At 65.0% G+C, this 13,644-nt stretch carries 15 protein-coding genes and 1 pseudogene; 7 read left to right on the forward strand and 9 right to left on the reverse strand.

Annotated features, from left to right (window positions below; all coding sequences use genetic code 11):
- Positions 1 to 1,134: non-homologous end-joining DNA ligase (ligD, locus tag VGH54_RS12890; RefSeq protein WP_331512394.1), on the forward strand; the 1,134-nt coding region annotated here is incomplete at its 5' end.
- Here the strand turns inward: ligD and rnhA are convergent.
- Positions 1,074 to 1,580 carry a ribonuclease HI gene (rnhA, locus tag VGH54_RS12895; protein ID WP_331512405.1) on the reverse strand — a complete coding sequence of 169 codons (507 nt, stop codon included), beginning with the start codon at positions 1,578 to 1,580 and terminating at the stop codon, positions 1,074 to 1,076. The two genes, ligD and rnhA, sit on opposite strands and share 61 nt — an antisense overlap.
- A gap of 77 nt (positions 1,581 to 1,657) precedes the next feature.
- The gene (locus tag VGH54_RS12900; RefSeq protein WP_331512395.1) at positions 1,658 to 2,320 is read right to left on the reverse strand and encodes a glyoxalase; all 663 of its coding nucleotides are present in this window, start codon (positions 2,318 to 2,320) and stop codon (positions 1,658 to 1,660) included.
- Between the two features lie 67 nt (positions 2,321 to 2,387).
- Between VGH54_RS12900 and VGH54_RS12905 the strand changes: the two genes are divergently transcribed.
- Positions 2,388 to 4,322: a fumarylacetoacetate hydrolase family protein gene (locus VGH54_RS12905; protein WP_331512396.1), complete on the forward strand. Its 1,935-nt coding sequence runs from the start codon at positions 2,388 to 2,390 to the stop codon at positions 4,320 to 4,322.
- A 15-nt stretch (positions 4,323 to 4,337) separates the two neighbouring features.
- Here the strand turns inward: VGH54_RS12905 and VGH54_RS12910 are convergent, their stop codons facing one another.
- Together VGH54_RS12910 and VGH54_RS12915 are read right to left on the reverse strand one after the other, a co-directional pair.
- Positions 4,338 to 4,595, reverse strand: coding sequence for a DUF7218 family protein (locus tag VGH54_RS12910; protein WP_331512397.1), 258 nt, complete (start codon positions 4,593 to 4,595; stop codon positions 4,338 to 4,340).
- An 85-nt stretch (positions 4,596 to 4,680) separates the two neighbouring features.
- Positions 4,681 to 5,604: an SAM-dependent methyltransferase gene (locus VGH54_RS12915; RefSeq protein WP_331512398.1), complete on the reverse strand. Its 924-nt coding sequence runs from the start codon at positions 5,602 to 5,604 to the stop codon at positions 4,681 to 4,683.
- Positions 5,605 to 5,661: 57 nt separating this feature from the next.
- Between VGH54_RS12915 and VGH54_RS12920 the strand changes: the two genes are divergently transcribed.
- Positions 5,662 to 6,459, forward strand: coding sequence for an enoyl-CoA hydratase/isomerase family protein (locus VGH54_RS12920; RefSeq protein WP_331512406.1), 798 nt, complete (start codon positions 5,662 to 5,664; stop codon positions 6,457 to 6,459).
- A gap of 3 nt (positions 6,460 to 6,462) precedes the next feature.
- Here VGH54_RS12920 and VGH54_RS12925 read toward each other — a convergent pair whose 3' ends face one another.
- From VGH54_RS12925 to VGH54_RS12935, 3 genes are all read right to left on the reverse strand, one after another.
- A complete protein-coding gene (locus VGH54_RS12925) occupies positions 6,463 to 7,329 on the reverse strand; it encodes a TIGR03619 family F420-dependent LLM class oxidoreductase (RefSeq protein WP_331512399.1) in 867 nt (288 codons plus the stop codon).
- An 88-nt stretch (positions 7,330 to 7,417) separates the two neighbouring features.
- Positions 7,418 to 8,578 carry a DUF4873 domain-containing protein gene (locus VGH54_RS12930; protein ID WP_331512400.1) on the reverse strand — a complete coding sequence of 387 codons (1,161 nt, stop codon included), beginning with the start codon at positions 8,576 to 8,578 and terminating at the stop codon, positions 7,418 to 7,420.
- Positions 8,575 to 9,477: a diiron oxygenase gene (locus VGH54_RS12935; RefSeq protein WP_331512407.1), complete on the reverse strand. Its 903-nt coding sequence runs from the start codon at positions 9,475 to 9,477 to the stop codon at positions 8,575 to 8,577. The genes VGH54_RS12930 and VGH54_RS12935 overlap by 4 nt, the downstream gene beginning before the upstream one ends.
- A gap of 172 nt (positions 9,478 to 9,649) precedes the next feature.
- Here VGH54_RS12935 and VGH54_RS12940 point away from each other — a divergent pair, with 172 nt between their 5' ends.
- The 4 genes and pseudogenes from VGH54_RS12940 to VGH54_RS12955 all read left to right on the forward strand — a co-directional run bounded on the left by VGH54_RS12940 (position 9,650) and on the right by VGH54_RS12955 (position 11,681).
- Positions 9,650 to 10,039: a phage holin family protein gene (locus VGH54_RS12940; protein WP_331512402.1), complete on the forward strand. Its 390-nt coding sequence runs from the start codon at positions 9,650 to 9,652 to the stop codon at positions 10,037 to 10,039.
- A gap of 15 nt (positions 10,040 to 10,054) precedes the next feature.
- A pseudogene (locus VGH54_RS12945) lies at positions 10,055 to 10,297 on the forward strand (DNA-formamidopyrimidine glycosylase family protein); the annotation flags it as partial.
- Between the two features lie 132 nt (positions 10,298 to 10,429).
- Complete coding sequence (locus VGH54_RS12950) at positions 10,430 to 10,918, forward strand: zinc finger domain-containing protein (protein WP_414688697.1); 489 nt, start codon at positions 10,430 to 10,432, stop codon at positions 10,916 to 10,918.
- 13 nt (positions 10,919 to 10,931) lie between these two features.
- A complete protein-coding gene (locus tag VGH54_RS12955) occupies positions 10,932 to 11,681 on the forward strand; it encodes an SDR family oxidoreductase (protein ID WP_331512403.1) in 750 nt (249 codons plus the stop codon).
- Between the two features lie 71 nt (positions 11,682 to 11,752).
- Here VGH54_RS12955 and pgi read toward each other — a convergent pair whose 3' ends face one another.
- Together pgi and VGH54_RS12965 are read right to left on the reverse strand one after the other, a co-directional pair.
- Positions 11,753 to 13,414 (reverse strand): glucose-6-phosphate isomerase, encoded by a 1,662-nt coding sequence (pgi, locus tag VGH54_RS12960; RefSeq protein WP_331512404.1) that lies wholly within the window; start codon positions 13,412 to 13,414, stop codon positions 11,753 to 11,755.
- A gap of 71 nt (positions 13,415 to 13,485) precedes the next feature.
- A partial coding sequence (locus VGH54_RS12965; RefSeq protein WP_331512409.1) for a chorismate mutase occupies positions 13,486 to 13,644 on the reverse strand: 159 nt, incomplete at its 5' end.

The following is a 13,644-nucleotide window of genomic DNA, read 5'->3' on the forward strand; positions in this document are numbered from 1 at the left end:
TTCGAAGGCACGATTCCGAAGGGGGAGTACGGCGGCGGCAAGGTGATCATCTGGGACTCCGGCACCTACGACACCGAGAAGTTTCGCGACGACGGTGCGAAGGGTGAGGTCATCGTCACGCTGCATGGCCAACGAATCTCAGGACGCTACGCCCTGATTCAGACCAACGGCGACCAGTGGCTGGCACACCGGATGAAAGACCAGCACGTCTTCGACTTCGACGAGCTGGCCCCGATGCTGGCCACTCATGGTTCGGTGGCGGACCTGAAAGCCTCGCAGTGGGCGTTCGAAGCCAAGTGGGATGGCTACCGGCTGCTGGTCGAGGCGGACCACGGTGAAGTACGGCTGCGATCACGCAGTGGACGCGACACCACCAAGGAATTCCCCCAATTAGACTCTCTCGCAGATGAACTCATCGACCACCATGTCGTACTGGACGGAGAGGTCGTCGCACTCGACGCATCCGGCGTGCCCAGCTTCTCCGAGATGCAGAACAGGGCGCGCGCAACCCGAATCGAGTATCGGGCATTCGACCTGCTGTACCTGGACGGGCGGTCGCTATTGCGGGCCAAATACCGCGACCGGCGAAAGTTGCTGGAAACACTTGCGTCCGGTGGCGGCCTCAACGTTCCGGACTTGCTGCCCGGAGATGGAGCCGAGGCGCTCGACTATTCGCGAAAGCACCAGTGGGAAGGCGTCATCGCCAAGAAGCGCGACTCGAGCTATCAGCCGGGTCGTCGCTCCGCGTCGTGGGTCAAGGACAAGTACTGGAACACCCAGGAAATCGTCATCGGCGGCTGGCGCGCCGGCGAGGGTGGGCGGAGCAGCGGGATCGGCTCGCTGTTGATGGGTATCCCCGGCGCCGATGGACTGCGTTTCGTCGGGCGGGTCGGCACCGGCTTCACCGAACGCGACCTGGCCAACTTGAAGAAGACGTTGGCGCCGCTGCACACCAACGAATCCCCTTTCGATGCAAGGCTTTCCACCCAAGACGCCAAGGGCGTGACATTCGTGAAGCCGACATTGGTCGGCGAAGTCCGCTACAGCGAATGGACATCGGACGGCCGGCTGCGTCAACCCAGCTGGCGTGGGCTACGGCCCGACAAAGAGCCCGACGAGGTAGTCAGAGAGTAGGAAGTCTCGAGTGCTTCCTGCAGGCCCCGGGTGGCCAGCTCGTCGGCCAACTCATTGTCGGCGACTCCCGAGTGCCCCTTCACCCAGAACCATTCGACCTCGTGCCGCGCGCAGGCCAGCTGAAGCCGCTGCCAGAGGTCGACGTTCTTCACCGGCTGCTTGGCGGCGGTCTTCCATCCGTTGCGCTCCCAGCCGAGCACCCACTTGGTGATGCCGTTCCGGACATAGGTGCTGTCGGTGTAGATGTGCACCGTCACGGGTCTGGTGAGCGCCTCCAGTGCCATGATCGGTGCGGTCAATTCCATCCGGTTGTTGCTTGTCTCGCCGGAGTCGCCGCCGCACAGCTCGCGGACGTGCTGACGCTGGCGCAGCACCGCGCCCCAGCCGCCGGGCCCGGGGTTCGGTCGGCACCCGCCGTCGGTGTGGATGATCACGGCGTCATCAATGACGGGCCCGCGATCCCCAAAAGCGACCATCCGCCGAGGATAGACAGAGCATCGAGCGGTCGGCTGGACAACACGCCTCAGCAACCGCGAATGTGGGTCGAGATCATCGCGGACGGAACCGAGATCCCGAACTCGTGATGCCGGAGGGTAGTAATCCGGCGTCCGGGTTGCACCGCATCCTTGACCGGTGCCGTGCGATCACCGAAGTAGGCGGCGGTCGCGTCGATATCCGCGACGACGTACGTGATCCCCCAGAGGCTGGATGGGCCCTCGCCCGCAGTCTCTGGCGAACCGACGACTTCGATAATCACCTCTCCGGCCCGAAAGAAGATCTGGCGCATTGGTCGTCCGCCGAGTTGGTGGTCCCGCTCGCGGCGCGATTCGATACCGATGGCACTCAGCGATTCGACCGTTCGGCGCAGGTCAGGTGACAGCAGCACCACGTGGTCGATCGCGCGGACGCCGTTCGCATGCCTGGCCGGGACCACAGCGACCGCGTCTGACCTCGTCGTCGGGATGCCATCGACGTCCTGGAGCGGGCCGTCCGACGGCAGGCCGCGCAACGACCACCCGACGATGCCGGTGCCGCGGGCACGCCCGGACAACCGGATTTGAACGCCGCCGACCCGGCAGACGGAATCGGAGTCCACGCTGAACCCGGCTTGCACCCAGGTGTCCGCCGGGTCGGCGACCTCGAATTCGTCGACGGTGACATTATCCGCGCGTTCGTTAGCCCTCATCTCGCCTCCGAATATTGCACACTCGACGAAGGCATCTGCGCCGGTTGTACGAGAGGAATGAATCACGATGCGGTGGGTCACTTTTCGAGACGGCGACGGCGAGCGGACCGGAGTACTTTCCGGCGATGCGATTCACGCGCTTCGACCGGGCGTGAGCTTGTTGGATCTGATCGGGCGCGGCGCGGCGGGACTGCAGGAGGCAGGGGAGCAGGCGCTCCGGTCGTCGCCCACCGCGCGCCTGGATCAGGTGACGTTGATGGCGCCGATCCCGCGGCCGCCGTCGATTCGTGATTCGCTGTGCTTCCTCGACCACATGCGCAACTGCCAGGCCGCGATGGGCGGCGGCCGTGTGCTCAAGGACACCTGGTACCGGATCCCCGCCTTCTATTTCGCGTGCCCGTCAACCGTTCTGGGCCCCTACGACGACGCCCCGATGGCGCCCGGAAGTGTTTGGCAGGACTTCGAATTGGAGATCGCCGCGGTGATCGGGACCGCGGGCAAAGACCTGTCGGTGGCCGACGCCGAACGGTCGATCGTCGGGTACATGATCTTCAACGACTGGTCCGCACGTGATCTGCAGCAGCTGGAAGGCCAACTGGCGATCGGCCAGGCCAAAGGCAAGGACAGCGGCGTCACACTGGGCCCGTGTCTGGTGACGCCCGACGAACTCGAGTCCTACCTTCGCGACGGCACGTTGAGCCTGTACGCGACCGCGCTGGTCAACGACCAGGTGATCGGTTCGGGATCGACCGCGCAGATGGATTGGAGCTTCGCCGAGATCATCGCCTACGCTTCGCGCGGCGTGATGCTCGATCCGGGCGATGTTTTTGGCTCCGGAACCGTGCCGACCTGCACGCTGGTCGAACACCTCGACCCAACGGCGCCGGAGTCTTTTCGCGGCTGGCTGCACGACGGCGACGTGGTCACGTTGCGAGTGGAAGGCCTTGGCGAGACGCGCCAGACTGTGCGGAAAACCCCTGCGCCGCAACCACTGCCGGCCCGACCCAATCCCGATGCCGCGCCTGCGGCCAGGCCGGTGAATCCGGCACCGGCAAAGATTCCCTACACCCGCGGATTGCATGAGGTCGGCAACCGAGTGTGGGCCTGGATGCTGCCGGACGGCGGCTTCGGCTGGAGCAACGCGGGCCTGGTCGTCGGTAACGGCGCCTCAATGCTGGTGGACACGCTGTTCGACCTGCCGTTGACCCGAGAGATGCTGGCGGCGATGGCGCCCATCACCGATCGGGCGCCCATCACCGACGCACTGATCACCCATTCCAACGGCGACCACACCCACGGCAACCAATTGCTGGACGGCTCGGTGCGGGTAATCGCCGCCACGGGTACCGCCGAGGAGATCGAGCACGGGATGGCGCCCGAGATGCTGGTGATGGCGCAGACCGCTGATCTGGGGCCAGTCGCAACCCCGTACCTGCGAGAACGGTTCGGGCCGTTTGATTTTAGCGGCATCACACTGCGCAATGCCGATCACACGTTCGACAACCGGCTCACCGTCCAGGTTGGCGGCCGGGTGGTGGAGCTGCTCAACCTCGGGCCGGCGCATACCGCCGCGGACTCGGTCGTGCACGTGCCCGACGCGGGGGTGCTGTTCGCCGGGGACCTGCTGTTCATCGGTTGCACCCCGATCGTCTGGGCGGGGCCGCTCGCCAATTGGGTCGCGGCCTGCGACGCGATGATTGCGCTGGATGCGCCGACAGTGGTGCCTGGCCACGGTCCGATCACCGATGCGGACGGAATCCGCGCGGTGCGCGGGTATCTCGTCCATATTTCCGAGCAAGCCGAAGCCGCTTACCGCAAGGGTCTGTCATTTGTGGAGGCGGCCGACACCATCGATCTGGGCGAATACGCGAGCTGGCTGGATGCCGAACGTGCGGTCATCAACGTCTACACGCGCTATCGCGAACTCGGCCCGGACACACCGCAACTACCCCCGATGGGTTTGCTGGCCATGCAGGCCGAGTGGCTGGCCAAGCGCGCGTAGGCCGCTGGCCGTCAATCAGTGATTGCGCAGCTTGGCGATCAACTTGTCTTTGGTGAGCCCTGAGTAGCCGGTTACGCCAAGTTCTTTGGCCCGCTTTTTCAGGTCAGCGACCGACCAGTCGTCGTAGGAGCCGGCCTTGCCGCCTTTGCGCCCTACTGACTTCGTGCCGCGGGCCGCTGCGGCGTTGGAGATCCGCGCAGCCTTCTCCTTCGAGTTGCCTTCCTTGCGCAAGTCCTTGTACATCTTCTCGTTTTTGATCGACGAGTTCGGCACCGTGCACCTCCATCAAGCGACATTCTTTGACAGAGGATTCCCAAGTCTTCGCCGGTGAAACCGCTGAAAGTATGCAGCTGCAACATCAATCCGATGTGCGCCGAGTTGCCCGCACGAAACTGATCGACGCGGGAGCGCTGCCCTGCGAGTCACCCAACGGTGCCAGCCCTGCCGAGGTGAACAGGTCGCCGAGCCCCGATCTGTCGGCATCCCAGCCGCGCTGCTGGAGGTAGGCCGCGACGTCGGTGTGCTCGCCCGGGTAGGTCAGGTCGGGAATGTGCAGGTCCAAGCCGTGTTCGCGCCAGCGGTCGGTCATGATCCGGGTTTGCTGCTGTTGCTTGTCTGTCTGGCCGCGCACCGATCCGTAATCCCCGGCGAATCTGCTGCCCGCCGCGCTGAGCGCAATGATGCTGTCAAGCAACCGCACCTCGGCGTCCTGCGGCAGGAATCCGATCAGCACCCCCTCGGCCAGCCACGCCGTCGGTTGGCCGGCGTCGAAGCCCGCATCCCGCAGAGCAGCCGGCCAGTCCTCGCGAAGGTCGATGCCGACCGGGTGGTGCTCGGCGCCGGCCGCCGCGCCGAGTCCGGACAGCGTGGTGGTCTTGAAATCGATGACCTCGGGCTGGTCGATTTCGTAGATCGTGGTGCCGGCCGGCCAGGAAAGCCGGTACGCGCGAGCGTCGAGTCCGGACGCCACGATCACCACCTGGCGTACTCCGGCGGCGGTGGCATCGGCGAAATAGTCGTCATAGAAGCGGGCCCGCGCGGCGAACGTGTCGACCATCCGGGGAAACCCGGCGCCGTCGTCGACGTCGACGAATTCGAGTTCGCCCGAAGCGACTTTGGTGAAGAGGTTCAACCCGACCGCGCGGACAAGGGGCCCGGCAAACGGGTCGTTGATCACCGGGTTGGGACGGCGGCTGGCCGCGGCGCGGGCCGCCGCGACCATGGTGGCGGTGGCGCCGACGCTGCTCGCCAAATCCCAGCTGTCGCGGTCAGTTCTTGCCATCTATCCAACGCTAGGTGCCGACCCTGAGCGTTGCCTTACGGTTGCCCTATGAGTGCTGTGGAGTTCGAAACGCTCGAAGACAACATCGCGGGCGTCACGTTGAATCGCCCCGATCGGCTCAATGCCATTGACGGGTCGTTCATCAATGCGATGGACGATGCGCTGGATGCGTTGAGCAATGGCGACTTCCGCGCGGCCATCCTGACCGGCGCGGGCCGCGGGTTTTGCGCGGGTGCGGACCTGAGCGGCACCGGGGAGGCCTGGACGAAGAACGCGCCGAATACCCCGGCGTTCAAGATCAACTACGATGCCCAGGTCCGGCTGGCCGACCTCTACACCCGGCTCTACGAGTTACCGATACCGGTGATCGCCGCGGTCAACGGCGTCGCGGTCGGCGGTGGGCTGGCATTCGCGCTGCACTCCGACATCCGGATCGCCTCGGAGCAAGCCCGGTTCGGTTCGGTGTTCATCAAGGCGGGTTTCTCGTCGATGGACATGGGCACCAGCTATCTGCTACCGAAGATCGTCGGCGCCGGGGTGGCGCGGGAGTTGATGTTGACCGGACGCATCATCGACGCCGACGAGGCGTACCGGATCAAGCTCGTGCATGAGGTGGTGCCGTCTGGCGAGTTGATGACCGCGGCGCTCACGATGGCCCGCTCGATCGTCGCGAACAACGCCTTCGGTGTGTGGCAGACCAAGATCGGGCTCAACACCGCGCTGGATGCGCCAAGCCTGCGGCACGCCATCGAGATCGAGAACCGCACTCAGATTCTGACGGGGTTCACCAACAACCCCTTGGAGGCCGCCAAGGCACATCAGGAGAAGCGCCCGCCGGTGTGGGATTCGCTGTAGCCATTAAGCTTTCGCGATCACCTTCTCGGCGAACCTCTCCAGGTTGCGGATCTTGGTGTCCAGCGGCTCGGTGTCGGTTCCCATGATGTAAGGAATCCGGAACCCCACAATGACGTCAGTGACACCCTTGTCTTCCAGACGCTTGACACCGTCGAGGGTGAACCCGTCCACCGAGATCACGTGGATCTCGAACGGTCCAGTCTTGCCTTCCTCCTCGCGAAGTTGCTTGACCCGCCCGATGAGGCGGTCGAGTTCGTGCGCGTCGCCACCACCGTGCATCCAGCCGTCGGCGCGCGCCGCGCGACGTAGCGCCGCGTCGGCGTGTCCGCCGATCAGGATCGGAATCGGTTGTGTCGGAGCCGGAGTCATCTTCGTCTTGGGTATGTCGTAGAACTCGCCGTGGAATTCGAAGTAGTCGCCGGTGGTCAGGCCGCGGATGATCTCGATGCACTCGTCAATCCGCTTGCCGCGCTTGGCGAATGGGACACCCATCAGCTCGTAGTCCTCGGGCCACGGGCTGGTGCCGACCCCGAGCCCGACGCGGTTGCCGATCAGTGCGGCCAGCGAACCGGCCTGTTTGGCCACCAGTGCCGGTGGGCGGATCGGCAGCTTGAGGACGAAGAAGTTGAACCGCAGCGTCGAGGTCACCGCACCCAGGGCGGCGGTCAGCACGAACGTCTCGATGAATGCCTTGCCGTCCAGGAACTCGCGGTTGCCGTCGGGGGTGTAGGGATATTTCGAGTCCGACTCGAATGGGTAGGCGACGCTGTCCGCAATCGTCATGCTGTCATAGCCGGCGGCTTCCGCGGCTTTCGCCAGCGGAATGTAGAACGTCGGGTCCGTCATCGCCTCCGCGTAGCTGAACCGCACGCCGTCTCCTGTCGTCGGGTGGCTTCCAATACCGACCAAATAATAGGACGGGCGAACGGCGGTAGCGTCGAATCCGACGTTGCGTCGACTAGGTGAGCTGAAAGTTCAGCAGCGGAAACGGCGGTGCGCCCACCCCGGCGATCGAATGCGTACCCTGCGGTGTTTCTTCGGTGATGCGCGCCGGCGCGCTGTGTTCGCCCACCGTCAGGGTCATGGTTCGGGCGCGCACCAGCTCCATCGGTAAGCGATCGAAAACCGTTCCTTGCCAGTGGTATTGGCCGTCAATGGGTTCGATATGACCGGCCAGCAGCACCCGCACCTGTGCGCAGGTATCGGTGGTGGTCAGGGTTGCCGGACCTTCGTACGTCTCCCCGTCTGCATCGCCGCATGACGAGATGTCGAACGCCGAGGCGTCCAGGTCGAGCGAGGCTTGGCACAAATGGACTCGCTCGTTGAACACGCTTAGCGCGCTGCGCCGCACTTCGATACGGCTGTGCCGCCCCATGAGTTGCAGGCATTCGACGACGTAGCGCATCGCTGCCCCGAAGTCTGGCCCGCTGACCGTGAAGTAGTTCGGGAAACCGTGCATCGCCACGCCGAGGTAGGGCTCGGCGCCGTCGACCCAGGCCTGGTGGATGCTCACGCCGCGGGCGCCGACCAGGATGTCGTGGGGGAGTCCGGCGGGCACGGCGAAGCCGGTGCCGTAGACGACGGCGTCGGCATCGTGATGCACGCCGTCGGCGGTGCGCACGCCCACTGGGGTCACCTCTTCGATCGGCGACGTGATCACCTGTATGCGGCGGCGACGGGCGAAGCGCGCGGTGCGCCGCAACCGCGGGACGTTTCGGCGCGGGGCGAGCGGGAAGACCTTGATCGTCGCTGCCGAACGGGCCATCAGGTCGATCAGTTCACCGGCACTGGAATCGGGGCCGATGACGGCAACGCGCCGGCCGGCCGGGTCGAAATCGGTCTCGGGTATCGAAGCGTGAATAACGGGGCCGCGAAATTCCCTGCGGCCGAACAGATCCGGGATCCACGGAATGAACGGCGACTCACAGGTGATCACGATGCGGCCGCGACAGAATTCGTCGCCGTCGGCGGTCAGCGTCCAGGTATCGGTGGCGTCGTCGAACACCGCGCTGATCACCTCGCGGTCGAAGATCACGAAGTCGTTGATGCCAGCCGCTAGCAGTTCGGTGGCAGCGTTGCCGTCGCCGACGAGGACGACGCCGTGAACGCGTTCGGTCATAGGAATTTAGTGCGCGTCCAGCCGCGACGTGCGAGCGGGCCCATCAGCCCGACCTCGGATAAGAACGCGGCGAGCGGCGCGAACCCAGCCACTTGGACTTCGTGGCGGTGCGCGCTGTTGCGCGCGATCCTGCGGGCCTCTCGCGCGTTCAGACCCGCCCGCGCGTATTGGACTTGGTTGGTGAACAGGTAGCGGAAGAACCAGCCGCCCAGCCCGTTGACGTTGCCGACGAACCATCGCTCCGGGCGGCGCATGTGCGGCGATCGCTTGCGTAGCCCGTCCCGTGCGAACTGGATATGACGGGCCTCTTCGGTGACGTGAATTCGCATGAGTCGCTGAATGATTGGCTGTAGTTCGGGGTCGTCCATCATCTGCCGCTGCAGCGAGTCGAAGATCTCCTCACCGATCAGCGCGGCGACCCACAGCACCGAGCCGCGAAAGAAGAACGGCAGCGTGTTGATGATCATCCGGTGGTAGAGCCGCGGGCGCACCGGCCGTGCGCCGACCCGCTCGATGGCCTTGCCGAACATCACCATGTGGCGGGTCTCGTCGCCCAGCTCGGTCAGCGCGTAGTGGGTGGACCGGCTGGTGGGGTCGGTGTGCATGATCTTGCGCAGCAGCGCCTGATTCAGGATGTTCTCGAACCAGATGCCGGCCGACAGCGTGTTCACCAGTTCCTGCCGGGACAGCTCGATGCGCTGAGCACGGGTCATCTGGTCCCACATCGGGGTGCCGTACAGCGACACCGTCCTGGGCGGCAGATAGAACTTGTCCGGCTCCAGGGGCGCGTCCCAGTCGATGTCGACGACCGGCGCGTAGGACTTCTTGATCGATCCCTTGAGCAGGCGTTCGGAGAAATCCTCGCGACCGCGCTCGGCTGGCTGCACCGCAGTTGTCATCGGTGACGTCCCCTTCGTCGGTGTCATGTCCAGACGGTAGGGAGCGCGCACGAAGATGTCAATACCATCGGTACCGGATACTTGCGGTCCTAGCTGCTGAGCCGGACGCGGAGGGGCTGGCACCGGCGGTTAACGAGGTATTTCGCCGGCGTCCGGTAGTAGGTTCACCCGCATGGGAGCATTCGTCATTCGCGCCGCGTTGACCGGATTCGCGCTGTGGGTGGTGACTAAGGTCGTCCACGGGCTGGGCTTCGTCGGCGGAGACACCCGCCTACAGCGGGTCGGCATCATCTTCGTGGTGGCGGTGATCTTCGGTCTGGTCAACGCCTTCATCAAACCCGTCGTGCAAATCCTGTCGATCCCGCTGTACATCCTGACGCTGGGGCTGTTCCACATCGTCGTCAATGCGCTCATGCTGTGGATCACCGCGTGGATCACCGAGAACACCACCCACTGGGGCCTGGTAATCGACCACTTCTGGTGGACCGCGATCAAGGCCGCGATCGTGTTGTCGATCGTGAGCTGGGTGTTGTCGCTGGTGTTCCGGGGCGCCCGGCGCTAACGGCACACTGGATACATGCCGGAACTGCCCGAAGTCGAAGCGCTCGTCGACCATCTGCGCCGCCACGCCGTCGGCCGGACCATCGGGCGCGTGGACGTCGCCGCGCTGTCGGTGCTCAAGACCTTCGACCCGCCGATCAACGCGCTGCACGGAGTGACGGTTACCGGTGCCGACCGCTGGGGCAAATACCTCGGCATGCACGCCGGCGAGCTGACCCTGATCACCCACCTGTCGCGGGCCGGCTGGCTGCGCTGGTCGGACAAGCTGGCCGCGGCGCCGCTCAAGCCCGGCAAAGGCCCGATCGCGTTGCGCGTCCATCTCGGCAGGCCCGGCGAGGGGCCGGGTTTCGACCTCACCGAGGCAGGCACTCAGAAACGGCTGGCGGTGTGGCTGGTCCACGACCCGCACGAGGTCCCCGGCATCGCCGCGCTGGGGCCCGACGCGCTGCAGCTGTCCGCCGACGACCTGGCCGGGCGGCTGGCCGGAAACACCGGGCGGATCAAGTCCGTCATCACCGACCAGAAAGTCATCGCCGGCATCGGCAACGCCTACAGCGACGAGATCCTGCATGTCGCCAAGCTGTCGCCGTTCGCCACCGCCGGGAAACTCTCCGAGGCGCAGCTCGCCGCACTGCACTTCGCGATGGAGTCGATCTTGTCCGACGCCGTTGCGAGATCGGTGGGCCAGCAGGCCGCAACGCTCAAGGGTGAGAAGCGATCCGGCATGCGGGTGCACGCCCGCACCGGCTTGCCGTGCCCGGTATGCGGCGACACGATTCGCGAAGTATCGTTCGCCGACAAGTCGTTTCAGTACTGCCCGACCTGCCAGACCGGCGGCAAGGTGCTGGCGGACCGGCGGATGTCGCGCCTGCTGAAGTAGTTATGCTGCGCGGATGACTCGGCAGAAGATTCTCATCACCGGTGCGAGTTCCGGCCTGGGCGCCGGAATGGCCCGCGCGTTCGCCGCCAAGGGGCGGGACCTGGCGCTGTGCGCACGCCGCACCGACCGGCTCGACGAGCTCAAAATCGAACTTGCGCAACGGTATCCGGATGTCAAAGTTGCGGTTGCTGCGCTGGACGTCAATGACCACGACCAGGTGCCGAAGGTGTTCGCGGAATTGTCCAACGCACTTGGCGGCATCGACCGGGTGATCGTCAACGCCGGTATCGGCAAGGGCGCGCAACTGGGATCGGGCAAACTGTGGGCCAACAAGGCGACCATCGAAACCAATCTCGTTGCGGCCCTGGTCCAAATCGAAACCGCGCTGGAGATGTTCTCCGACCAGGGGTCCGGGCATCTGGTGCTGATCTCGTCGGTGCTCGGTGCGAAGGGTGTGCCCGGCGTGAAGGCGGCCTACGCCGCCAGCAAAGCCGGCCTGACTTCACTGGGCGAATCGTTGCGCGCCGAATACGCCAAGGGTCCGATCAAGGTGTCGGTGATGGAGCCGGGTTACATCGAGTCGGAGATGACGGCCAAATCCCAGAGCACAATGTTCATGGTGGACAACGAAACTGGGGTCAAGTCACTGGTCGCGGCCATTGATCGCGAGCCGGGCCGGGCTGCCGTGCCATGGTGGCCGTGGGGCCCGATGGTGCAACTATTGCGCGTGATGCCGCTGTCGCTGGCCAAGCGCTTCGCGTAGCGCCTCGCAGTGTGAAACTGACGACGGCGCCGCGGCGTGTCCTGTCGTGAGATTCACACTCGGGCGCGGGCCTAGTCCGCGCGACCTCGCTCCGCGCGGTAGCGACGGACCAGAGCGTCGGTGGAACTATCGGATTGCTTTGCCGGAGAGGCGTCTTCGGTGATCACCGGTAGCAGCGCCTTGGCCTGGGTCTTGCCCAGCTCGACGCCCCACTGATCGAACGAGTCGATGCCCCAGATCACACCTTCGGTGAAGACCTGGTGCTCGTAGAGCGCGATCAACTGGCCCACTACCGACGGGGTGAGCCGGGTAGCCAGGATGGACGTGGTTGGCCGGTTACCCGGCATTACCTTGTGCGGCACCACGTCGGCGGGCGTGCCCTCGGCGGCGATCTCGTCGGCCGTCTTGCCGAACGCCAGCACCTGCGTCTGGGCGAAGAAGTTGCTCATCAGCAAGTCGTGCATGCTGCCCGTGCCGTCCATGGTGGGCAGGTCGTCGGTGGGTTGGCTGAAGCCGATGAAGTCGGCCGGCACTAGCCGGGTGCCCTGGTGTAGGAGTTGGTAGAACGCGTGCTGACCGTTCGTTCCTGGCTCGCCCCAGAAGATTTCACCGGTGTCGGTGGTTACCGGGGTGCCGTCGGCACGGGTCGACTTGCCGTTGGACTCCATCGTCAGCTGCTGCAGATACGCGGCGAAGCGGGCCATGTCGTTGGAATACGGCAACACCGCGCGCGCCTGCGCGTCGAAGAAGTCCGAGTACCACAGCCCGATCAGGCCGAGCAGCACTGGCGCATTGGACTCCAGCGGCGCGGTCTTGAAGTGCTCGTCGACGAGGTGGAATCCGGATAGGAAGTCCGCGAACGCTTCTCGCCCGATCGCGGCCATCACCGAGAGTCCGATCGCGGAGTCGACCGAATACCGTCCACCGACCCAGTCCCAGAATCCGAACATGTTGTCCGTGTCGATGCCGAACTCGTCGACCAGCTTCTTGTTGGTCGAGACGGCGACGAAATGCTTGGCGACCGCGTCCTGCCCGAGCGCATCGGTCAGCCAGCGCCTGGCGGCGGTCGCGTTCGTCAGTGTCTCCAGCGTTGTGAAGGTCTTGGATGCGACGATGAAAAGCGTTGTGGCCGGGTCTAAGTCGGCCAACTTCGCGATCAGGTCGGCGGGATCGACATTGGACACGAATCGCGCCGAGATGCCGGCGGCGGCATAGTGCCGCAGCGCTTGGTAGACCATCACCGGCCCGAGGTCCGAGCCCCCGATTCCGATGTTGACGACGGTGCTGATCCGTTGACCGGTGGCACCGGTCCACTCGCCGCTGCGCAGCCGGTCGGTGAAATCGCCCATCGCGTCGAGCACCGAGTGGACGTCCTCGACTACGGTCTGCCCGTCCACGATCAGCTTGGCGTCGCGCGGAAGCCGCAGAGCGGTGTGCAGCACCGCGCGATCCTCCGAGATGTTGATGTGTACGCCGGAGAACATCTCGTCGCGACGCTTCTCGAGCTCGCCGGCGCGAGCCAGGTCGGTCAGCAGCTTCAGCGTTTCCCGGTTGATGCGATGTTTGCTGTAGTCGATGTAAAGGTCGCCGACGGTGATGTTGAATTCGTGGCCGCGGTCTGGGTCCTCGGCGAAGAATTCACGCAGGTGGGTGCCCACGATCTGGTCGTGGTGTTTACCCAGCGCCTTCCATGCCGAGGTCGCTGTGATGTCGGGAATCTTTTCCACCGCCATTCTTCGACCCTAGTCAGATTGACCGGGCCCGCGCGCTGAAGCCGAGGTGAACGGGCGGCGAATCGGCTCGGTCAGTGACCGAGCCGGCCGCGACCCAGCCTGAGCAGCAGCATGGCCAGGTCCTTGCCCTCAGGACCGAGTTCGCTGTAGCGCTCGATGACCTTCATCTCGCGGCTGTGCACCAACCGTGTGCCGCCGGAAGCCATCCGGGCTTTGCCGATCGCCCGGGA

This window comes from Mycobacterium sp., from assembly GCF_036488105.1.
Classification (GTDB): domain Bacteria; phylum Actinomycetota; class Actinomycetes; order Mycobacteriales; family Mycobacteriaceae; genus Mycobacterium.

Bases quoted from the DNA above. Each gene is read 5' to 3' on its own strand.
- VGH54_RS12900 (WP_331512395.1), bottom strand. From the start codon at position 2,320: ATGAGGGCTAACGAACGCGCGGATAATGTCACCGTCGACGAATTCGAG.
- VGH54_RS12905 (WP_331512396.1), top strand. From the start codon at position 2,388: ATGCGGTGGGTCACTTTTCGAGACGGCGACGGCGAGCGGACCGGAGTA.
- VGH54_RS12915 (WP_331512398.1), bottom strand. From the start codon at position 5,604: ATGGCAAGAACTGACCGCGACAGCTGGGATTTGGCGAGCAGCGTCGGC.
- VGH54_RS12930 (WP_331512400.1), bottom strand. From the start codon at position 8,578: ATGACCGAACGCGTTCACGGCGTCGTCCTCGTCGGCGACGGCAACGCT.
- VGH54_RS12935 (WP_331512407.1), bottom strand. From the start codon at position 9,477: ATGACAACTGCGGTGCAGCCAGCCGAGCGCGGTCGCGAGGATTTCTCC.
- VGH54_RS12940 (WP_331512402.1), top strand. From the start codon at position 9,650: ATGGGAGCATTCGTCATTCGCGCCGCGTTGACCGGATTCGCGCTGTGG.
- VGH54_RS12955 (WP_331512403.1), top strand. From the start codon at position 10,932: ATGACTCGGCAGAAGATTCTCATCACCGGTGCGAGTTCCGGCCTGGGC.
- pgi (WP_331512404.1), bottom strand. From the start codon at position 13,414: ATGGCGGTGGAAAAGATTCCCGACATCACAGCGACCTCGGCATGGAAG.